18 protein-coding genes and 6 tRNA genes are annotated in these 19,480 nt (G+C 65.1%); 3 read left to right on the plus strand and 21 right to left on the minus strand.

Features of this window, described 5'->3' with window-relative positions:
- Positions 1-201: 201 nt before the first annotated feature.
- The 7 genes from AC6LJ2_RS18000 to AC6LJ2_RS18030 all read right to left on the minus strand — a co-directional run bounded on the left by AC6LJ2_RS18000 (position 202) and on the right by AC6LJ2_RS18030 (position 2,678).
- The gene (locus AC6LJ2_RS18000; RefSeq protein ID WP_498151850.1) at positions 202-1,692 is read right to left on the minus strand and encodes a PAS domain S-box protein; all 1,491 of its coding nucleotides are present in this window, start codon (positions 1,690-1,692) and stop codon (positions 202-204) included.
- 228 nt (positions 1,693-1,920) lie between these two features.
- Positions 1,921-1,997: transfer RNA gene (locus tag AC6LJ2_RS18005), tRNA-Asp, on the minus strand.
- A gap of 69 nt (positions 1,998-2,066) precedes the next feature.
- Positions 2,067-2,142: transfer RNA gene (locus tag AC6LJ2_RS18010), tRNA-Glu, on the minus strand.
- A gap of 34 nt (positions 2,143-2,176) precedes the next feature.
- Positions 2,177-2,252: transfer RNA gene (locus AC6LJ2_RS18015), tRNA-Ala, on the minus strand.
- A 104-nt stretch (positions 2,253-2,356) separates the two neighbouring features.
- Positions 2,357-2,433: transfer RNA gene (locus tag AC6LJ2_RS18020), tRNA-Asp, on the minus strand.
- 62 nt (positions 2,434-2,495) lie between these two features.
- Positions 2,496-2,571: transfer RNA gene (locus AC6LJ2_RS18025), tRNA-Glu, on the minus strand.
- 31 nt (positions 2,572-2,602) lie between these two features.
- A tRNA-Ala gene (locus AC6LJ2_RS18030) sits at positions 2,603-2,678 on the minus strand.
- 380 nt (positions 2,679-3,058) lie between these two features.
- Between AC6LJ2_RS18030 and AC6LJ2_RS18035 the strand changes: the two genes are divergently transcribed.
- Positions 3,059-4,114 (plus strand): aldo/keto reductase, encoded by a 1,056-nt coding sequence (locus AC6LJ2_RS18035; RefSeq protein ID WP_263911288.1) that lies wholly within the window; start codon positions 3,059-3,061, stop codon positions 4,112-4,114.
- A 64-nt stretch (positions 4,115-4,178) separates the two neighbouring features.
- On the opposite strand, the gene lnt is transcribed toward AC6LJ2_RS18035, so the two are convergent.
- The 5 genes from lnt to miaB all read right to left on the minus strand — a co-directional run bounded on the left by lnt (position 4,179) and on the right by miaB (position 9,779).
- Complete coding sequence (gene lnt / locus AC6LJ2_RS18040) at positions 4,179-5,813, minus strand: apolipoprotein N-acyltransferase (protein ID WP_263911289.1); 1,635 nt, start codon at positions 5,811-5,813, stop codon at positions 4,179-4,181.
- On the minus strand, positions 5,810-6,700 hold the full coding sequence (locus AC6LJ2_RS18045; protein ID WP_263911291.1) for a CorC family transporter: 891 nt from the start codon (positions 6,698-6,700) through the stop codon (positions 5,810-5,812). Before AC6LJ2_RS18045 ends, lnt begins: the two co-directional genes overlap by 4 nt.
- Before the next feature lie 154 nt (positions 6,701-6,854).
- Positions 6,855-7,328, minus strand: a complete 474-nt coding sequence (gene ybeY, locus AC6LJ2_RS18050) for an rRNA maturation RNase YbeY (protein ID WP_263911293.1) — start codon at positions 7,326-7,328, stop codon at positions 6,855-6,857.
- Entirely contained in the window at positions 7,318-8,343 is a 1,026-nt protein-coding gene (locus AC6LJ2_RS18055; RefSeq protein WP_263911294.1) for a PhoH family protein, read from the minus strand. Before AC6LJ2_RS18055 ends, ybeY begins: the two co-directional genes overlap by 11 nt.
- Positions 8,340-9,779: a tRNA (N6-isopentenyl adenosine(37)-C2)-methylthiotransferase MiaB gene (miaB, locus tag AC6LJ2_RS18060; RefSeq protein ID WP_498151851.1), complete on the minus strand. Its 1,440-nt coding sequence runs from the start codon at positions 9,777-9,779 to the stop codon at positions 8,340-8,342. Before miaB ends, AC6LJ2_RS18055 begins: the two co-directional genes overlap by 4 nt.
- Before the next feature lie 166 nt (positions 9,780-9,945).
- On the opposite strand from miaB, the gene AC6LJ2_RS18065 reads away from it, so the two are divergent.
- A complete protein-coding gene (locus AC6LJ2_RS18065) occupies positions 9,946-10,707 on the plus strand; it encodes a phosphatase PAP2 family protein (RefSeq protein ID WP_498151852.1) in 762 nt (253 codons plus the stop codon).
- On the opposite strand, the gene AC6LJ2_RS18070 is transcribed toward AC6LJ2_RS18065, so the two are convergent.
- From AC6LJ2_RS18070 to AC6LJ2_RS18095, 6 genes are all read right to left on the minus strand, one after another.
- The gene (locus AC6LJ2_RS18070) at positions 10,704-11,417 is read right to left on the minus strand and encodes an alanyl-tRNA editing protein (protein ID WP_498151853.1); all 714 of its coding nucleotides are present in this window, start codon (positions 11,415-11,417) and stop codon (positions 10,704-10,706) included. The genes AC6LJ2_RS18065 and AC6LJ2_RS18070 overlap by 4 nt on opposite strands.
- Before the next feature lie 100 nt (positions 11,418-11,517).
- Positions 11,518-12,195, minus strand: a complete 678-nt coding sequence (locus tag AC6LJ2_RS18075; RefSeq protein WP_498151854.1) for a VOC family protein — start codon at positions 12,193-12,195, stop codon at positions 11,518-11,520.
- A 327-nt stretch (positions 12,196-12,522) separates the two neighbouring features.
- On the minus strand, positions 12,523-12,921 hold the full coding sequence (locus AC6LJ2_RS18080; protein WP_498151855.1) for an MFS transporter: 399 nt from the start codon (positions 12,919-12,921) through the stop codon (positions 12,523-12,525).
- An 89-nt stretch (positions 12,922-13,010) separates the two neighbouring features.
- On the minus strand, positions 13,011-13,850 hold the full coding sequence (locus AC6LJ2_RS18085) for an MBL fold metallo-hydrolase (protein ID WP_263911305.1): 840 nt from the start codon (positions 13,848-13,850) through the stop codon (positions 13,011-13,013).
- Positions 13,851-13,871: 21 nt separating this feature from the next.
- Entirely contained in the window at positions 13,872-14,198 is a 327-nt protein-coding gene (locus AC6LJ2_RS18090; RefSeq protein WP_498151856.1) for a hypothetical protein, read from the minus strand.
- Positions 14,191-14,751, minus strand: coding sequence for a sugar ABC transporter (locus tag AC6LJ2_RS18095; RefSeq protein WP_263911307.1), 561 nt, complete (start codon positions 14,749-14,751; stop codon positions 14,191-14,193). Before AC6LJ2_RS18095 ends, AC6LJ2_RS18090 begins: the two co-directional genes overlap by 8 nt.
- A gap of 158 nt (positions 14,752-14,909) precedes the next feature.
- Between AC6LJ2_RS18095 and AC6LJ2_RS18100 the strand changes: the two genes are divergently transcribed.
- Positions 14,910-15,812: a LysR substrate-binding domain-containing protein gene (locus AC6LJ2_RS18100; RefSeq protein ID WP_498151857.1), complete on the plus strand. Its 903-nt coding sequence runs from the start codon at positions 14,910-14,912 to the stop codon at positions 15,810-15,812.
- Between the two features lie 119 nt (positions 15,813-15,931).
- Here AC6LJ2_RS18100 and secF read toward each other — a convergent pair whose 3' ends face one another.
- The 3 genes from secF to yajC form a co-directional block, all read right to left on the minus strand.
- Positions 15,932-16,867, minus strand: coding sequence for a protein translocase subunit SecF (secF, locus tag AC6LJ2_RS18105; protein ID WP_445657305.1), 936 nt, complete (start codon positions 16,865-16,867; stop codon positions 15,932-15,934).
- 51 nt (positions 16,868-16,918) lie between these two features.
- Positions 16,919-18,799, minus strand: coding sequence for a protein translocase subunit SecD (secD, locus tag AC6LJ2_RS18110; protein WP_263911313.1), 1,881 nt, complete (start codon positions 18,797-18,799; stop codon positions 16,919-16,921).
- Positions 18,800-18,910: 111 nt separating this feature from the next.
- Positions 18,911-19,252 (minus strand): preprotein translocase subunit YajC, encoded by a 342-nt coding sequence (gene yajC, locus AC6LJ2_RS18115; RefSeq protein WP_006390891.1) that lies wholly within the window; start codon positions 19,250-19,252, stop codon positions 18,911-18,913.
- Positions 19,253-19,480: the final 228 nt, after the last annotated feature.

The following is a 19,480-nucleotide window of genomic DNA, read 5'->3' on the forward strand; positions in this document are numbered from 1 at the left end:
GCGGCTTGATCGGCGGATCGTAAGAAGCTGCGCAGGGTTTGCGCAATCTGGCGTCGGTTCTGTTTTTTAGCAGAGCGTTCGCCCCGTTTTTGATGGGGATGGCGCTTTTTGCGGGGGTGCCGGCGCGAACGCGGCGGCATCTTCGCGCAGGCGCACCCCTCGATTATTTTGATTCAATTTGTAAGTTCTGGCTGAATGGGCTCAGGCCTTGCCCGCTTTGCTCCGCGGGCGGGGCTTTTCGTAGCCGGTAATGCCGCGGTCGCGCGCCCAGACGATGGCCGCGCTGCGCCGGTGCACGCCGATCTTGCTGTAGATGGTCGCCACGTGATTGCGCACCGTATTGCGTGACAGCCGCAGATGCTTGGCAATGCCGTCGTCATCGAGCCCCTGGCACAGCAGGCTGAGCACCTCGCGTTCGCGCGAGGTCAATTGCGCCAGTTCGGCCACGTCGCGGGCGGCGGGGGCAGGCGCTCGCAACTGCGCCAGCTTTTCGATGATGCCGCGGCTGAACCAAGAGGTGTCCTGCATCACCGCTTCGATCGCGGTCAGCAGCTCGGTCTCGTTGCGCTTGCGCTCGCTGATGTCCTGCATCACCAGCAGCACGCGGCGCTCGTCGCTGATCATGACTGGCTCGGCCGATACCAGGCAGTCCAGTTCGCTGCCATCGGCCGCGACCAGCTTGGCGTCGCGGTTGCGCACGCTTTCGCCGCGGGCCAGGCTCTCGGCCATGCCTTCGAAGGGGCGCAGCCCCAGCGCCGTCAGTTCCTGGCCGGCGGCGTCCGCGGAGGATGTGCCGGTGACCAGGGCAAAGGCGTCGTTGATGTCCAGTGCGCGCAGCGACTCGCCTTCGCACAGCGCCATGGGCACGGGCGCCAGGCGGAACGCCTTGGAAAAGCGCTCTTCGCTCTGTTGCAGCGCCTCTTCGGCGCGCTTGCGCTTTTCCAGGTCGATGAAGGTGAACAGCATGCAGGGCTCGTCATGCATGTCGATCGGCTGGCCAGCCACGATGACGAACTTGGCGCCGCCGTCGGTGAGCCTCAGCACGCCTTCGCGCTGGGTGATGGTCAGGCCCGCATTCAGCTTGGCCACCGCGTCGTCCTTGTTGTCGCCGCCGTCGAGCACGTCCAGTTCGTAGGCGGACTTGCCCAGCACCGCATCGCGGGTCAGGCCGGTCATGTCCAGGAAACCCTGGTTCACTTTCACGTAACGCAGGTCGGACAGCCGGCAGATCAGGGCCGGGGCCGGGTTGGCGCCGAAGGTGCGTTCGAAGCGCTGTTCGGCATTGAACTGCCCGGTCTGGTCGTCCAGGATCAGTACGCGATAGTCGCTGCCGTCGCCTTCGAGCAAGAGGCCGCGCGCCCGGATGTTGCGCAGGAAATCGGCGTCGTCCCTGCGCGTCAGGTCCAATTGCAGGTCGTCGAACGGGTCGGCTGCGGCCAGGCGGTCCAGCGGATAGTGCCGGGCGGGTACGCGGTGATGATTGCGGTAGGTCAGCGCGAAGCGTTTGCGGTAGCCGGCGGGCGTCTGGCCCAGGCCTTGCAGGGTGTCGACGCCGTGCAGCGTCAGGGCGCTGTCGTTGGCCCAGGCGATGGCGCCGTCGGGCTCGATCAGGATGATGCCTTCGTTCAGGCCTGCGATGATGCGTTGCAGGTGTTGGCGGTGCGCGTGAGGAGCGGCATTGCTTGCGGTCACGTAAGCCTCTTTGCTTGGCTGGCACAAGCGCACAGGATGCGTTGGCAAGGCCAGCCTGTCCAGAGGATAAACGGACGAGACACACAAGGGAAAGGGTGCAGGGCCATCGGCCGCAGCAAACAAAAAAGCTCCGGAATCCGGAGCTTTTGGCGGGCGCCTTCTGGCGCATTGCAGGGGTACCCCTGCGGAACAACTGGGTCTCGCGATGCGAGACAAGCACAAAGTGCTTGGCGGAGCGGACGGGGCTCGAACCCGCGACCCCCGGCGTGACAGGCCGGTATTCTAACCAACTGAACTACCGCTCCGCAGCGGCGTACTCGACTTGCGCAACACACTGCTTGTCAGGCAGCTTGGTCAAACATGCCAGAGCGAACTGGCGTCCCCTAGGGGATTCGAACCCCTGTACTCACCGTGAAAGGGTGATGTCCTAGGCCTCTAGACGAAGGGGACCTGAACGGAACTACTGTACTGCGAACTGCTTTACTGGTGGAGGTAAGCGGGATCGAACCGCTGACCTCTTGCATGCCATGCAAGCGCTCTCCCAGCTGAGCTATACCCCCCAGAAGTCCCTGCTGTTTCCACTTTCAAACAACAAGGCTTACACCTTATAAATGCAAAAAGCTCCCGGAACGGAGCTCTTGAACGGCACTGCGTAGAGCAAACTTGGCGGAGCGGACGGGACTCGAACCCGCGACCCCCGGCGTGACAGGCCGGTATTCTAACCAACTGAACTACCGCTCCGCAGCGGCATACTCAACTACTGTGACACTTCAACTGCATTCACATACTGCTGCCAGTAAGACTGGCGTCCCCTAGGGGATTCGAACCCCTGTACTCACCGTGAAAGGGTGATGTCCTAGGCCTCTAGACGAAGGGGACTTGGACCTGCACAAACTTCTTCGCTTTGGACTGGTGGAGGTAAGCGGGATCGAACCGCTGACCTCTTGCATGCCATGCAAGCGCTCTCCCAGCTGAGCTATACCCCCTGGTCACAACCGGCTCTAAAATCCTTCAACGTTTTCACGATTTCTGGCGCTTTTCAGTGCCGTTTTTCGTGGTTCGTTGCCGGTTTTATTTAGTGCCGTTGGCGAAGAAACGAGATTATGCACGAACTAAATTGGGTGTGCAAGTCAGTGTGATGCAAAAAATGAAAAAGTTGAGGGGTTTTTTGATTCAAGGGGACGCATGAACGCCCGCGAGGCCCCGAACCATGCGCATCAGCGCTTGCCCGCCGCGTTCGGAAAAGCCGGCGCTCGCCGACAGGATCGCCGGAAAATCAACGGCTTGGCTGAGTGCTATCGTGGATGCCAGGGGCCAGCGGTGTCCGGCCCGCCATGATGTCTTGCCGGCAGGAGATTTTTTTCGCATGAGCACAACGACTTCTTTTCCGACGCGTCCGTTGGGGCGCAGCGACATGTCCATCACCCGCATCGGGTTGGGCGCATGGGCCATGGGCGGCAATGATTGGGCGATCGGCTGGGGGCCGCAGGACGACACGGATTCGATCGCGGCCATCCGCCTGGCGGTCGACCGCGGCATCAACTGGATCGATACCGCCGCGGTCTACGGGCTGGGGCATTCCGAGGAAATCGTGGGGCGCGCGCTGGCGCAGATGAGCCCGGGCGAACGGCCCTATGTGTTCACCAAGTGCGGCCTGACGTGGTCCGCCGACCAGCGCCAGGCGACGCCGCGCCGCAACGGTGCGCCGGCCAGCATCCGTCGCGAAATCGAAGGCTCGCTGCGCCGCCTGGGCGTCGAGCGCATCGATCTCTACCAGATGCACTGGCCGGCCGGCGACGGCACGCCGCTCGAAGCCTATTGGCAGGAACTGCTCGACCTCAAGCAGGCGGGCAAGGTGCGCGCGGTGGGCTTGTCGAACCACAACCTGGCGCAATTGCAGGACGCAGAAGCGCTGGGCCACGTGGATTCGCTGCAACCGCCGTTTTCCGCCATCCAGCGCGGCGCCGCCGCCGACGTGATTCCCTGGTGCGCGCAGAACGGCACCGGCGTCATCGTCTACAGCCCGATGCAATCGGGATTGCTCAGCGGCGGCTTCACCGCCGAGCGCGCACAGGCCCTGCGCCAGGACGATTGGCGTTCGCGCAACGCCGAGTTCAAGGCGCCCAATCTGTCGCGCAACCTGGCCCTGGCCGAAGCCTTGAAGCCCATTGCCGAACGCCACGGCGCCACGCAGGCTGCCGTGGCCATCGCCTGGACGCTGGCGTGGCCGGGCGTCACGGGCGCCATCGTCGGGGCGCGCAGCGCGGCGCAGGTCGATGGCGTGGTGGGGGCCGCCGAACTGGAACTGGATACCGACGACATGGCGCGTATCGCCAATGCCATCGAACTGACCGGCGCGGGCTTCGGGCCGCTGCGTCCGGAAGACGACAGCGGCGCCTTGCCGGCCAATCTGTTTGCGTGAAGGGCGCGCTGGGCCCGGGCGGTGCCGGGCCTGTCAGCGAAGACGGACGAACGCCGCGGTGGCGTCAGGCGCGCCGCGTGCGGCGGCCGCTGCCGAAGGCGGCGATCAGCGCCAGGCCGATCAGCGCCAGCGCCGACTTGTCGCCAAAGCGCGCGTAAGGCGTCAGCCCCGCCATGCCCTGCACCACGACCGGCAGCACGCCCGGCTGCAACGGTGCCAACTGGGCCGCGACATGGCCCTTGGCGTCGATGGCCGCGGTAATGCCGGTGTTGGTGGCGGTCAGCATGGGGCGGGCGGTTTCGAGGGTGCGCAGGCGTCCGATCTGCAAGTGCTGGCGCAAGGCCCAGGAATCACCGAACCAGCCCAGGTTGCTGACGTTGACCAGGATGGTCGCGCCCGGTTCACCGTTGGGACCCGGCTGCAGCGCGGGCAGCAGGTCGGGGCCGAACAGGTCTTCGTAGCAGATGTTGAAGGCGATGTGCTGCCCCCCCACGGCGAATGGGGTCTGGCGCGCGGGGCCGCGGTCGAAGTCGCCCAGCGGGATGTTCAGCATGTCGACGAACCAGTGAAAGCCCGGCGGCACGTATTCGCCCCAGGGCACCAGATGGCGCTTGTCGTAGCGCATGGCGGTGGCGCCGCCCACCAGCTGCGTGGCCGGCGTCTGGCCGTCAAAGCCCAGCACGCTGTTGGTGTAGCGGTCACGGCCGGCTACCACGTCGTGCACCGGCACGCCCATCGCGATCACGGCGTTCTGCCGCGCCGCCACCTGCCGCCAGACGTCCCAGATGCGAGGATCGAGCTGGTCCTGGAAGACCGGCATCACCGTTTCCGGCAGGATGATCATCTGCGGCGCGGGCACGCCCGGCGCGGGCGGCAAGGCCGCCAGTTCCAGGTGGCGCCGGATGCTTTGATCCAGCAGCGCGGGGTCGAATTTCTGCGATTGCCCGATGTTGCCCTGGACCAGGCGCACGTTCAGCGGCTCGCCGCTGGGGGCGGACCAATCGATGCGCGACAGCGGCCAGCCCGCGGCCACCAGCGCCAGCGCCACGCCGGCGGCCAGCGCACGGCGGCCGTCGCGGGCCTGCTTGCGGTCGCTCGCCTGACGCCACAGGCTGGCGATGGCGGCGGCGGCGAACGCCGACACGAACGCCATGCCGTGCACGCCCAGCAGCGGCGCCCAGCCGGCGATGGGGCTGTCGACCTGGGCATAGCCGATATTCAGCCACGGAAAGCCGGTGAGCAGCACCGCGCGGACCCATTCGAAGCCGGCCCATAGCGCGCCCCAGGCCAGCGTGCCGGACAGCACACGCGCAGGCGTGGAATCGTGTGCCAGCGGCACATAGCGGCGCGCCAGCGCGCCGGCCGTGGCGGGAAACAGCGCCAGGAAGGCCGACAACGCCAGCACGGCGGCTACGGCCAACGGCGCGGCCAGGTCGCCGTAGCGGTGCAGGCTGATGAAGATCCAGTACAGGCCCAGCGCGTACGTCACGAAGCTGAACCACCAGCCGCGCGTCCAGGCCTGGCGGGCCGTCGGGGCGTACAGGGTGACGCGGGCGGCTATCGCCAGCGCCAGGATCTGCGTGATGGCCAACGCCCAATCGGGCAGCGGGCCGGGTGCGAAGGTCAGGGCATGGACGGCGCCCGCCAGCGTCAGGCCGGCGGCGCCGCGCAGGAGCCGGCTGCGAGTGCTGCGGGTCATGCGTTGTCGGCGGGGGAGGCGTTGTGCGCGGCGGCGTTGCGCTTGACGCGCAGCCAGATGGCGCGGCGCGCGTCGCCGCGGGCCACTTCCAGCTTCAGGCCGTCGAATTCGGCGGTGTCGCCACGGCGCGGGATGCGGCCCAGTTGGCCGCCCATCCAGCCGCCGACGCTGTCGTATTCATCGTCGGGCAGTTGGCAGCCGAACACCTCGTTGAAGTGCGAGATGTCGGTAGCGGCAAGCACGCGCCACTGGTTTTCGCCCTCGGGGAAGATCGAGTCTTCTTCGGTTTCGTCGAATTCGTCTTCGATGTCCCCGACGATCTGTTCGAGCACGTCTTCCATCGTGACCAGGCCGGAGATGCCGCCGTGCTCGTCGATGACGATGGCCTGGTGGTTGCGGCTGGCGCGAAACTCGTGCAGCAGCACGTTCAGGCGCTTGGATTCGGGAATGAACACGGCCGGGCGCACCAGCGTGCGCACTTCGATGCCGGGTTCCAGCATGCAGCGCAGCAGGTCTTTGGCCAGCAGGATGCCGATGATGTTGTCGCGGTCGCCTTCGTACACGGGGAACCGCGAATGCGCGGTTTCGATCACCGAGGCCACCAGGTAAGGGATGGGCTGCGTGACGTCGAGCAGGTCCATGCGCGAACGCGGAACCATGATGTCGCCGACGGTGCCCTCGGACACGGCCAGCGCGCCCTTGATCATCTTGTAGGACTCCGCGTCCAGCAGGTTGCGGTCGTGGGCGGCTTCCAGGATGGCCTTGATGCCTTCACGGTCCTCGGGCTCGCGGCGCACAAGGGAAAGCAGGCGGTCTAGAAGGGATTTGGTGGCGGGTTTGGCTGAGCGAACAGGCGTCGCTTCGGGAGCAGGGTAAGGGTCAGACATCGTCCGGGAGGACAAGTTATGGAGGGGCCAGCATAACCGAATCTGGTGTCCGATTTGTAACGCGAGCCTCGAAAATAGGGGTAACCGACGCGATCTGCGCCTTGTAGGACGCCATTTCGCGCCGATTTGTCAGGGTTGACCCCAGGCCGCGGAATCAGACGGGCAGATAGGGATCGGCGATGCCCATGCGGGCCAGCGTGGCGGTTTCCAGCGCTTCCATGCGGCGGGCATCGCGCGCCTTGATGTGGTCGTAGCCCAGCGAATGCAGCACGCCGTGCAGGGTCAGGTGGGCGGCGTGGTCCAGCAGCGCCTTGCGCTGTTCACGGGCCTCGCGCACCAGCACCGGCACGCACATCACGATATCGCCACGCGCCACGCCCAGCGGGTCCACGCCGTACTCGAACGTCAGCACGTTGGTGGCGTAGTCGCGCTGGCGGAAATCGCGATTCAGGCGGCGGCCCTCGGCGGCGCCCACCAGCCGCAGGCTGAGTTCGGCGGCCGAGAACTGGACCAGGCCGTCTTCGGCTGCGGCGGCCAGCGCCCGCTCGGCCCAGCGGCGCAGGCGCCAGCGGGGCAGGCGGGGTTCTTCGACCCCGTACTGGACGGAAAGGGACAGCTCAGGCGTCATTTTCGGAAGCGCGGTCGTAGGCGTCGACGATGCGGGCCACCAGGGGGTGGCGCACCACGTCCCGGCTGGTGAAACGGGTGGTGGCGATGCCCTGTACGTCATGCAGCACCTTGACCGCGTGCGCCAGGCCGCTGTCCTGCCCGCGTGGCAGGTCCACCTGCGAGGGGTCGCCGGTGATGACGGCCTTGCTGCCGAAGCCGATGCGGGTCAGGAACATTTTCATCTGTTCCGGCGTGGTGTTCTGCGCCTCGTCCAGGATGACGAAGGCGTGGTTCAGCGTGCGGCCGCGCATGTAGGCCAGCGGCGCGATCTCGATGGTCTGCTTCTCGAACAGGCGCTGCACCTTTTCAAAGCCCATCAGGTCGTACAGCGCGTCGTACAGCGGGCGCAGGTAGGGGTCGACCTTCTGCGCCAGGTCGCCGGGCAGGAAACCCAGGCGTTCGCCAGCCTCGACCGCCGGGCGCGTCAGCACGAGGCGCTGCACGGTGTCGCGTTCCATCGCGTCGATGGCGCAGGCCACCGCCAGCCAGGTCTTGCCGGTGCCGGCCGGCCCCACGCCGAAGGTGATGTCGTGCTTGAGGATGTTGTTCAGGTAGTCGCGCTGGCGCGGCGTGCGCGGGCGCAGGTCGCTGCGCTTGGTGCGCAGGGCGATGCCGTCGCTTTCGTCGTCCAGCGCGGGCAGCGGGTCGGCCTCGTGGGCCGGCGATTCCTGCAGCTTGTCTTCCTGGCGGCCCACGCCGATTTCGACCAGCCCCAGCTGGATGTCGTCGACCGACAGGGCGCGGTGCACGGCCTGCTCGTGAAAGCGCCGCAGGACGCGTCCGGCCAGCTCGGCGCGTTCGCCTTCGATGGTGACGCGGCTGCCGCGGCGCGACAGCTTCACGCCCATGCCGTCGGCCAGTTGGCGCAGGTTTTCGTCCAGCGGGCCGCACAGATTGGCCAGGTGGGTGTTGTCGCCGTCCAGGGTGACGATGGCGGGCATGCTGCGGCGGGCGCGGGGGCGGGAAGTGGTCATTCGGCCTCTTGGGGATCGCGGTCGACGTCAGCCACCCGGGCGCGCAGCGAATTGGTGTGCGCTTCGGTGATGATGACGTCGACCATTTGTCCGATGAGCCGCGCGGGCGCGGCGAAATTGACGATGCGGTTGTTCTCGGTGCGGCCCATCAGTTCGTTGGGATCGCGGCGCGAGGGGCCTTCGACCAGCAGGCGCTGGCGCGTGCCGACCATGTTGCGGGCGATGGTGGCCGCCTGCTCGTTGATCAGCGCCTGCAGGCGCTGCAGGCGGCGCAGCTTCACGTCTTGCGGCGTGTCGTCGTGCAGGTCGGCCGCCGGCGTGCCGGGACGGCGCGAGTAGACGAACGAGAACGAGGTATCAAAGCCCACGTCCTCGATCAGCTTCATGGTCTTTTCGAAGTCTTCCTCGGTCTCGCCCGGGAAGCCGACGATGAAGTCCGACGACAGCGTGAGGTCGGGGCGCGCCGCGCGCAGGCGCCGCACCACCGATTTGAATTCCAGCGTGGTGTAGCCGCGCTTCATGGCCGCCAGCACGCGGTCGCTGCCGGCCTGCACCGGCAGGTGCAAGAACGACACCAGCTTGGGCAGGCGGGCGTAGGCGTCCACCATGCGCTGGGTCATTTCCTTGGGGTGCGAGGTCGTGTAGCGGATGCGTTCGATGCCGGGGATCTCGTGCACGTATTCCAGCAGCATGGCGAAATCGGCGATCTCGTCGCTGTCGGCCATGCGGCCGCGGTAGGCGTTAACGTTCTGGCCCAGCAGCGTCACTTCCTTGACGCCCTGGTCGGCCAGGTCGGCCACTTCGATCAGCACGTCGTCGAACGGGCGCGAGACTTCTTCGCCGCGCGTGTAGGGCACGACGCAGAAGCTGCAGTACTTGCTACAGCCTTCCATGATGGACACGAAGGCGGTGGCGCCGTCGACGCGCGGGGGCGACATGTTGTCGAACTTCTCGATTTCCGGGAAGCTGATGTCGACCTGCGAACGGCCTTGTTCGCGGCGGCGCTTGATCAGGTCGGGCAGGCGGTGCAGGGTCTGCGGGCCGAACACCACGTCCACATAGGGCGCGCGCTTGACGATGGCCTCGCCTTCCTGGCTGGCCACACAGCCGCCCACGCCGATCACCAGGTTCGGATTGGTCTTTTTCAGGTGCTGCACGCGGCCCAGATCGGAGAAGACCTTTTCCTGGGCCTTTTCGCGTACCGAACAGGTGTTGAACAGGATGACGTCGGCGTCTTCCGGGTTGTCGGTCAGTTCCAGCCCCTGGTCGCCGCGCAGCACGTCGGCCATCTTGTCCGAGTCGTACTCGTTCATCTGGCAGCCGAAGGTGCGGATGTACAGCTTGCGGGGCGCGCCGCTGGCGGCATCGGGGGACAGGGCGGCGGCGGGGGCGCCGTCGGGCGCGGCGTGCGCGCGCTTGAGGGAAGTTTCTTGCATGTTGGTCGCCGTGACGGGTGTAGATCCCGGGGGCTGAAGAAGGGAAAGGCGGAATTTTACCCCTTGCTGCAAATTTCCTTCTTGGATTGGTCACCCGGGGCCGTTACGATAGCTGGCCTTCGCCGATTCCCTTTCCGATAATAATTATCTTTACGCCTCCGGTCCGATGACGCCGAACCCTCTCATGCCTCCCGTGGGTGCGCCTGCGGCCGCTGCCCCGGCTGCCGCGGCGGACGAATTCCGCAATCCGCTGTCTACCCGCGCGTGGTTGGCCGCGGGCCTGTTGCTGGCGCTGGCCTCCGGTGCCAGCGCCCTGTGGATCGACCTGCCGCTGGCGATCTGGATCCGGCAGTCGGTCAGCGACGGCGTCAACCAATCGTTCGAATGGATCGGCGAACTGGGCGAAAGCGGCCGCTACATCGGCGTGGCGCTGGCGTTCTATATCGTGGGCCTGGTCGGCCTGGCGCGCGGCTGGCGCAACCCGGTGCGCATGAGCTTTGCCAGCATGGCGCGCGGCAGCCTGCTGATGCTGTCCACCATGGCGGTGGGCGGGCTGATCGTGCTGATCCTCAAGCGCTCGGTGGCGCGGGCCCGGCCCGAGCTGTTCTTCGAAAAAGGCATCTACGGGCTGGGCGAGTCGTTCTCGCGCGCCCAGCAGTTCAATTCCTTTCCGTCCAGCCACACCTACGCGGCCTTTGCCGTGGCCGTGGTGCTGGGCATCCTGGCGCCGCGCTGGCGCTGGGCGTTCCTGTCGCTGGGAGCGCTGGTCGCCGTCAGCCGCCTGGTCAACCTGGACCACTACCTGTCCGACGTCATGACCGCCGCCGGCATCGCCATCGCCGTCGGGCACCTGCTGGCCCCGCGCATCCTGAGCAGCCGCTACCAGTGGCCGCTGCGCGCGCCGTGGCGCTGGTGGAAAAAAGCCTAGGCGAATGCCACGACCACGCGCCGGTTGGTGCGGCTTTTCTTTTCGATCTTGGTTACCGTGATGGGGCCGATTTCGCCCGTGTTGGCCACGTGCGTGCCGCCGCAAGGCTGGCGGTCCACGCCGGGGATCTCGATGATGCGGATGCGGGCGGTGCCGGCGGGCGGGGCGGCGCCCACCGTGCGCACCAGGTCGGGCTGGGCGGCCAGTTCCTCGGACGTGATGGCGTTGACGGCCACGTCGGTGCGGGCGTTGATCAGCGCGTTCAGGCGTTCGGTCAGGTCGGTCTTGTCCAGCGTGGATTCGGGCAGGTCGAAGTCGATGCGTGCCGAGTCGGGCGAGATGCTGCAGCCGGTGACGGGCGCCGGCACCAGCGACCCCAGCAAATGCAGACAGGTATGCAGGCGCATCAGCTTGTGGCGGCGCGCCCAGTCGATGGCGACGGTGACGCGGTCGCCCACTTGCGGCTGTGCGCCGCCTTCGACGGGCACGTGCAGGATGCGGCTGCGATCATCGGCGTAGACCGTGTCGGCCAGCGCCAGCACCTGGCCGTCCGGCAAGGTCAGCGTGCCGCTGTCGCCGGCCTGGCCGCCGCTGCGGGCGTAGCAGACGGTCTGGTCCAGTTCGATGCCTTCGGGGGTGACGGCGGTGACCGTGGCCTCGCAGTGCTGCAGGTAGGGTTCGTCGTCAAAGCGCTTGATGGGGGCGGTCATGGGGTGTCTCCGGGGGGGCTTCGTGTAATCGAGGCTGGCGGTCGGCCTCAAGCCCGTTCAATCGGGCCGTGGCGGCGTCAGGCCGTAGCTTCGGTCGTGTTCAGGTCAGGGTTTTCGTACCCAGGGCCGTGTCGATCGTGGCGGCAAGGCGCGGCGGACCGTCGGCCTGCTCGACAGTGATCAGATGATCCGCGCCCAGCCACGCCAGCCCTTGGCGCAGCAGCGCTGCGCGCGGATGAGTGCCGGTAAGCGATCGCAGCGTGAGCGGCTGGCGCGGCAGGCTGACGGCGGGATAGGCATTCACGTCCCATTGGATCAGGGTGGGCAGAAGGCCGTCGCCGGCGGCCAGGCCGTTTTCGCGCCAGGCCGGCAGGCTGCCGTCGTCAGGCACTGTGAGCCGCCAACGCAGGTCGCCGCGCGTCATGGCAATGGCGGGCGCGAGGCGGTCCGGATGACGAGCTTGCCAATCGGTCAGGTCATCGGGCGCCTGGATGCGCGCGGCCCAGTGCGCCAGGAAGGGGCCTTCGGCCAGGCGTGCGCGCATGGCGGGCTGGTCCAGCCCAAACCAGCGGGGCCGCTCGGGCGCGGGTGCGTCCGGATCAATGGCGATCACTTCCAGGTATACGCCGTCGGCCATGCCCAGCACCCGGTTATGGGTGCCCATGCGCGGATGCGCTCCGCCGCCCGTGGGCGTGATGCCCAGCAGGTCGGCCACGTAGCGCGTGCCGCTGGCCAGGTCGGCGGCAGCGACGACAAGATGATCAATGACGGGTTTCATGGACGCCTATGGTATCGAATCCCGGCGCATCCATACCTCTGCAGCGGGGCGGGGGAAGTCTGCCTTGGCGGTTAGCGCGGTCGCATCATTCAAGCCAAGATCGTACAAGACATTCAGCGTACCGACGTTCGGCATGACTTCTGTTCCGGTCAGGCCCCCTCATTCACCTAGCCATGAAGTCCTGCGCCCAGGAACGCGGGACGCTGCATCTGCCAGAGCAGCCAGGCGATTCCCAGTCCCACGGCCATCGCACCGACCCAGCGGTATTGGCCAGGCCCGTCATTTCCAGACTGACGCCGCCCAGCAGCGAACCCAGCAGGCCCGTCATCAGCACCATCCACGGCAACGACGGCGCCGATGCCGCCCCGCCAGTTGGGTTGCCACGCTGGAGGCTACGGCGAGAAATACCCCATGGCCCAGGCCCGAGGCGAAACGTGCCATCAGCATGGGCGTCAGTGCGTCGGACAGGCTGACGACTGCGTTGCCCAGCGTGAACAGCCCCATTGCCACCAGCAGTAGCCGCTTGCGCGGCCAGCGGATCGCCAGTGCGGTCAGACCCGGCGCACCAATCACTGCGCCCAGCGCATAGGCCGTGACCGCCGTGCCGACCTGGCTGACGCTGGCATGCAGATCCGCGGAAATGGTGGACACCAGGCCGATCGTGACGAACTCGGTAAAGCCGAGGGCGAACGCGCATAGCGTGAAGATGTAGATGACGAAAGGCATACTTTCTGTTTGATCGCTGGCAGCCAGCGCCGTGGGATCGTTGATCTCATTTCCCACTGCTGGCTGGTCCAGAAGATCTCTACCGGCTGCTAAGCCTCATAGAAAATCTCGTAGCGCGTACCTTTGCGCTTGATGTGCCCGAATCCGAGTTCGCCAAGGTGCATGCCGGCGACGAGGATCTTGTCCGAGCTGACAAAATCCAACATCTTTGACCGTGTTTCGGCGGAAAGAAGCGGATCTTGGTCGAACGCGATGGAGACGTCGGGACGAGCAATCTGGATGTGGGGGAAATGAACGATATCCCCCCAGACCAGCAGGCTGCGACCATTGGAATCGAGGCGATACCCGGAGTGTCCTGCGGTGTGCCCCAGAAGGGGCACCGCACGAATGCCAGGGAGCACGTCGCTAGCGGTAAACGTGCGTGTCTTCTCCCGATACCGATCGAACACCTTCCGAGCAAACAGAAAGTTGCCACGCGCACGCTCACTCGCTCGACCGAGATTGCCATCGTCCTCCCAGAAAGAAACCTCACGCTGGTGGACGACCAACTCTGCATCGGGAAAGGCTGCTTGCCCTGACGAGTCAAGCAGCCCCCCAACATGGTCGGGATGTGCATGGGTCAGAAGAATGGTGTCAATGTCAGCGGGTTGCACGCCAGCAAGCGCGAGATTCGCCTTTAGCTTGCCGCCCCACTGCTTGAAACCGCCCGCCCCCGCATCGATGAGGATCGTGCGGCCCATTCCACGGACCAGGTAACAGTTGATGTGGATCGAGGAGGGGGCGCTCACGCCGGCGTCCTGCTGCAACCTGGACGCCTGCGCAGGATCGATGTTGGAGAGAAGATCCAGACTTGCGCAAAGGTATCCGTCACTGATGGCGGTAATCGAAAACTCGCCGATCTGCTGGCTTGGAAATTTCATGTCGTTCATTGCGGCACTCCTTGCGCGTCGTCAGTTCCGCGCATAGATGGCGGGGGGCGAATAGCCGAAGCAACGGATGCGCGCCGTGAGCCCGGTATGGCGCGTCACGGCCTCATCCAATCCCGCCGTGAAGGCGTTCATGACCGAGGGCGTTCTGAATGGCTCTCGGCGGTACCTGATTTCCACATAAGCAGGATGCCCGCGTCCTTGGCGAGCGCAGACATAGATGACATGCACGTTGTCCAACGCTGCCTGGAGGACGTCCGTGCAAAGCCGAGTGCATTCTTCAGTGAGCTCCGCCAGATTCGCTTCGCGCGGCATCATTTCCGCCTGGATGAAGATCGTCAGGTTAGGCATGTCGGATTTGCCCTTGCGTTTGCGGCACTGCGCCCCTGCCATTCGTCAACTGCGCGGTCATCGGGGCATAGCGGTGCACGCCCTTTGGAAGGGTATCTGCACCAAGACTGATGGAGCTATCCAGCTTCGCCAGCCACCTGTTTTCAGGACACTTCTCCAATGCGACGGCCCAGATCTGCGCAGGCGTGAGTCCCATTTCGATGAGTGGCTCGGGGCCGACTGCGCTCACCATGAGATGGTCGCCTTCGCCGATGGCAGGCGCACGTTCAAGGCCGCCGTAAAGATTTCGGTGCCAATCGGTAATGTTCTGCTGCCAGCGTGCGAAGTTGCCGCCGCCCCTCTGGCGGTACTCATCGCCCTGCAGGACAGCCAGGCCGTCGATCGAATGCATGGCAAGGTAGACGGGGCAACCAGCGTTCAACGCCTTGAATCGCTGCGAGGTATGGAACCCGCTTACTGAAATGAGCGCGGGCAGTTTGTCCTGGCTGTAGAAATCATTCCACGCTGCTTCGCTGGCTGGGTCGGCATAGCTGCACTCGACGGTATAGATCATGGGATCACTCATCACCGAAACGCTCGCGCGTTCGGTCCTATTGGTTGATGTTTGATCATGGTAGGGCTTGGTATTTAGTGGATAAAGCGATTTTTCGGTATTCTTCAGTGATAAAAAATCAAGCTAAACCGAACGCTCGCGTCCAACCAGGAATGTTCATGCGAAAGAAGATCCCCAGCAGCACGGCACTGACGGCATTCGAGGCAGCTGCGCGCCATGGCAGCTTCGCGCGCGCGGCAGAGGAACTGTCTCTGACTGAAGGAGCCATCAGTCGCCAGATCGGTCGGCTGGAAGCCTTCCTCGGCGTCACGCTGTTCGAGCGTGTCGGCAATCGTGTCCGACTCCTGCCCAACGGGGAGCGCTACGCGGCCCAAGTTCGCGAATCGCTTGACCGCCTGGATCGGGACAGTCAGTACCTGATGGGGCAGCCGAACGACGGCGCGAGCCTGGACATCGCCACCATCCCGACTTTCGCGATGCGATGGCTCATCCCTCGCTTGGCACGATTCCAGCAAAAGCACCCGAACATCACTGTGCATTTGGCCGAGCGCATGGACCCCTTCGTCCTGGCTGGGAGCGGATTCGATGCTGCAATCCATTTCGAGCATCCAGCTTGGGCGGGCATGCGAACTCAGCCCCTTTTGCATGAAGTGCTGGTTCCGGTTTGCCATCCTGGACTGCTGGCAGGGCACGAACGATCCGCCGCACTGGACGAATTACCGCGCCTGCACCGACGACAGAATCCTGAAGCGTGGCAACACTACTCCCAGGAGACGGGAATCCCGTTGACCCATCCTGCAATGGGTGCACGCTACGATCTTCACGGAATGTTGATAGAAGCCGCGTTGGCCGGCCTCGGTGTTGCGCTAGTGCCGCGCCTCTACGTTGAAACCGAACTGGCGCGAGGAAACCTGGTCGCCCCCTGGCCAGAGGGGAAAACCACTTCCAAGACCTTCTGCCTCATCCTCCCCGAGCCCATCGGATTGAGCAGAGCGCCAATACAAGCCTTTGGTCAATGGCTGCTCGACGAAGCGCAGAAGGGAACACCGGTGGGTGCGTAGGAATGTCCTTTCCCTCGTGTCATCAGGGGGCATTCTCTGCATCATCCCGGCTACGTCAGTCGTGGTGAAATAAAAAAACCCGCCGCAATGCGACGGGTTTTTCTGGCGAGGGCGAAAGATCAGGCGGTTTCGCCTTCTTCGCCTTCTTTCTTGACCGGCTTGACCAGGTCTTCGCGCTTGACGCCCATCCACATGGCCAGCGCGGCGGCGACGAACACCGACGAGTAGATGCCGAACCAGATGCCGATGGTCAGGGCCATGGCGAAGTAGTGCAGGGTGGGGCCGCCGAAGAACAGCATGGCCAGCACCATCATCTGGGTCGAGCCGTGGGTGATGATGGTGCGCGAGATGGTCTGCGTGATGGCGCTGTTGATGACCTCGTGCACGTCCGCCTTGCGGTACTTGCGGAAGTTCTCGCGGATCCGGTCCATGATGACCACGGATTCGTTCACCGAGTAGCCCAGCACCGCCAGCACGCCCGCCAGCACCGACAGCGAGAATTCCCACTGGAAAAAGGCGAAGAAGCCCAGGATGATCACCACGTCGTGCAGGTTGGCGATCACGCCGGCGACGGCGAACTTCCATTCGAAGCGAAAGCCCAGGTACACCATGATGCCGATGACCACGACCAGCAGCGCCATCAGGCCGTTGTGCAGCAGTTCCTGGCCCACCTGCGGGCCCACGAACTCGACCCGGCGCAATTCCACGCCCTGGTCCGCGGTCTTCAGGGCGGCCATGACGGTTTCGCTCTGGGTGGCGGACGTCTGGCCTTCCTGCAGGGGCAGGCGGATCATGACGTCGTGCGAGGTGCCGAAGTTCTGCACCTGGAAGTCGGTGTAGCCCAGCTTGGAGACCACGCCGCGTACGTTTTCAAGCTGCGCCGTCTGGGCGTAGTTGACTTCCATGACCGTGCCGCCGGTGAATTCGATCGACAGGTGAAAGCCGCGCGTGAGAATGAAGAAGACCGCCGCCACGAAGGTGACGAGGCTGATGATGTTCAGCACCAGCGCGTGGCGCATGAACGGGATGGTGCGGTGAATCCGGAAAAATTCCATTTTTTGCCCTGGCTTGTCGGTGGCGGGCGGCGTGGCCGCCCGCACTCATGTTCAGTTGGTCTTCGGCTTCCAGACTTCGCCGATGGAAATCGACGTGAGCTTCTTCTTGCGGCCATACCAGAGGTTGGCCAGCGCGCGCACGCCCACGACGGACGAGAACATCGAGGTCAGGATGCCCAGGCAATGCACCACCGCGAAGCCGCGGATGGGACCGGAACCGAATGCCAGCAGGGCCAGGCCGACAATCAGCGTGGTGAGGTTGGAGTCGAGAATGGTGCCCCACGCGCGTTCGAACCCTTGGTGGATCGCCTGTTGTGGCGACGCCCCGGCGCGCAGTTCTTCCCGTATCCGCTCGTTGATCAGCACGTTCGAGTCGATGGCCATGCCCAGTGTCAGCGCGATAGCCGCGATGCCCGGCAGCGTCAGCGTGGCCTGCAGCATCGAGAGCAGGGCCAGCAGCAGCAGCACGTTCAGGGTCAGGCCGACGGTGGAGAACACGCCGAACAGGTGGTAGTAGAGGATGATGAAGACGGCGATGGCCAGGAAGCCGTACAGCGTCGAATGGAAGCCCTTCGAGATGTTGTCGGCGCCCAGGCTCGGGCCGATGGTGCGTTCTTCGATGATCGACATCGGTGCGGCCAGCGCGCCGGCGCGCAGCAGCAGGGCAGTGTCGGCGGCTTCTTCCGAGCTCATGCTGCCCGAGATCTGCACCTGGCCGCCGGCGATTTCGCTGCGGATGACCGGGGCCGTCACGACTTCGCCCTTGCCGTTCTCGAACAGCAGGATGGCCATGCGCTTGTTGATGTTGTCGCGGGTGACGTCGCGGAAGATGCGGGCGCCCTTGGAATCGAGCGTCAGGTGCACGGCGGCCTGCTGGGTCTGCGAGTCGCGGCCGGGCTGGGCATCCTGCAGGTTTTCACCGGTCAGGATGACCTGGCGGCGCACCAGGATGGGGCGACCGTCACGGTCGGAATAGCGTTCCAGGCCGAAGGGCACCGAGCCGCCCAGCAGCGCGGCTTGCGCGGCGGGGGAGTCGTCGACCATGCGGATTTCCAGCGTGGCGGTGCGGCCCAGCAGTTCCTTGGCCTTGGCCACGTCCTGCACGCCGGGCAGCTGCACCACGATGCGGTCCGAACCCTGTTGCTGGATGACCGGTTCGGCCACGCCCAGTTCGTTGATCCGGTTGTGCAGCGTGTTGATGTTCTGCTTCAGGGCCGAGTCCTGCACGCGGGTGACCGCGGCCGGGTTCAGCGCGCCGAGCAGCAGCAGCTTGCCGTTTTCTTCGCTTTCGGTGAATTCCAGGTCAGGCAGGCGGGTGCGCAGCGTCGAGATGGCGCGGTCGCGGTCCTGCGAGTTGGCGAAGGTGGCGGCCACGCCCATGCCCGAGCGTTCGACGCCGGCCACGTTGACCTTCTGGTCGCGCAGCACCGAGCGCACGTCGGCGGCCAGGGAATCGTAGCGGGCGGTCAGGGCGCCCTGCATGTCCACTTGCAGCAGGAAGTGCACGCCGCCGCGCAGGTCCAGGCCCAGGTACATGGGCTTGGGGGCGAACCAGCCCATCGCGCGCATCCAGGTGGGCGACGCGGGCAACAGGTTCAGCGCCACGGTGTAGTGGGGGTCGCCCGGGATGGTATTGAGGGACTTGTCGATCAGGTCGCGCGCCTGCAGTTGCAGGTCGGTCGACGTGAAGCGGGCGCGCACGGTGCCGAGCGTGCCATTCTGTTCGTAGTACACCCCTTCGTTGGGGATCTTGGCATCGGCAAGTACCTGCTCGACCCGGCTCAGCATGGCCGTATCCACCTTGATGGTGGCCTTGGCGCTGGAAACCTGGACGGCGGGGGACTCGCCGTAGAAATTGGGAAGCGTATAGAGCAGGCCAATAAAGACCGCAATCAGGACCGTAATGTACTTCCAGAGGGGATAGCGGTTCATTGCCGGCTACTTCATGTAAGAGTGATGAAAGGGCCGCCCGGGCGACGGGCGCGGCGGGCGGCGGAGCGGCGCCGCCGAACCCTGGGGCCCGGCGGCGCTCCTATGGGACGCTTACAGGGCCTTGATGGTTCCCTTGGGCAGAACGGTCGAGACCGACGACTTCTGCATGATGATCTCGACCGGCTTGTCGGCCAGTTCGGACACTTCGACGGTAACGTAGCTGTCGTTCACCTTGGTGACCTTGCCCAGCATGCCGCCGGCGGTGACGACTTCGTCGCCCTTGGCGAGGGCGGCGATCAGATTGCGGTGTTCCTTCTGGCGCTTCATCTGGGGACGGATCATCAGGAAGTAGAGGATCACGAACATCAGGATGATGGGCAGCATGCCCATCAGCGCGTTGCCTTCGGGGGCTGCCTGGGCCACGACGAGGCTGGCGGTATCGATAGCGGACATGTAATTCTCCTGCGTATAGTCTGTTTGGGTTTGTTTGTATCGAGCTGTCGTCGATCTTGTTCTGCGCCCATCCCCGCGCGAGCCATGGATAGGGCAAGCCGACTATTGTAGCGAGGTTATTCCCGGCTACCTGTCACGGCCTGTGCGCAGTGATGGGGGCGGATCGCCAAATAAAAAGCCCCCATGGCCTCGTGGTTTTCACTAGGGTCGCCGACCTGCGCCGGCGGC

Source organism: Achromobacter sp. 1014246743 (assembly GCF_059760725.1).

Coding starts and splice junctions, on each gene's coding strand:
- lnt (WP_263911289.1), bottom strand. CDS start 5,813: ATGACCCGCAGCACTCGCAGCCGGCTCCTGCGCGGCGCCGCCGGCCTG.
- AC6LJ2_RS18100 (WP_498151857.1), top strand. CDS start 14,910: ATGCGAAAGAAGATCCCCAGCAGCACGGCACTGACGGCATTCGAGGCA.
- ybeY (WP_263911293.1), bottom strand. CDS start 7,328: ATGACGCCTGAGCTGTCCCTTTCCGTCCAGTACGGGGTCGAAGAACCC.
- AC6LJ2_RS18080 (WP_498151855.1), bottom strand. CDS start 12,921: ATGCCTTTCGTCATCTACATCTTCACGCTATGCGCGTTCGCCCTCGGC.
- yajC (WP_006390891.1), bottom strand. CDS start 19,252: ATGTCCGCTATCGATACCGCCAGCCTCGTCGTGGCCCAGGCAGCCCCC.
- AC6LJ2_RS18055 (WP_263911294.1), bottom strand. CDS start 8,343: ATGACCACTTCCCGCCCCCGCGCCCGCCGCAGCATGCCCGCCATCGTC.
- AC6LJ2_RS18085 (WP_263911305.1), bottom strand. CDS start 13,850: ATGAACGACATGAAATTTCCAAGCCAGCAGATCGGCGAGTTTTCGATT.
- AC6LJ2_RS18045 (WP_263911291.1), bottom strand. CDS start 6,700: ATGTCTGACCCTTACCCTGCTCCCGAAGCGACGCCTGTTCGCTCAGCC.
- AC6LJ2_RS18075 (WP_498151854.1), bottom strand. CDS start 12,195: ATGAAACCCGTCATTGATCATCTTGTCGTCGCTGCCGCCGACCTGGCC.
- AC6LJ2_RS18090 (WP_498151856.1), bottom strand. CDS start 14,198: ATGCCTAACCTGACGATCTTCATCCAGGCGGAAATGATGCCGCGCGAA.
- secF (WP_445657305.1), bottom strand. CDS start 16,867: ATGGAATTTTTCCGGATTCACCGCACCATCCCGTTCATGCGCCACGCG.
- AC6LJ2_RS18035 (WP_263911288.1), top strand. CDS start 3,059: ATGAGCACAACGACTTCTTTTCCGACGCGTCCGTTGGGGCGCAGCGAC.
- miaB (WP_498151851.1), bottom strand. CDS start 9,779: ATGCAAGAAACTTCCCTCAAGCGCGCGCACGCCGCGCCCGACGGCGCC.
- AC6LJ2_RS18070 (WP_498151853.1), bottom strand. CDS start 11,417: ATGACCGCCCCCATCAAGCGCTTTGACGACGAACCCTACCTGCAGCAC.
- secD (WP_263911313.1), bottom strand. CDS start 18,799: ATGAACCGCTATCCCCTCTGGAAGTACATTACGGTCCTGATTGCGGTC.
- AC6LJ2_RS18065 (WP_498151852.1), top strand. CDS start 9,946: ATGACGCCGAACCCTCTCATGCCTCCCGTGGGTGCGCCTGCGGCCGCT.
- AC6LJ2_RS18095 (WP_263911307.1), bottom strand. CDS start 14,751: ATGATCTATACCGTCGAGTGCAGCTATGCCGACCCAGCCAGCGAAGCA.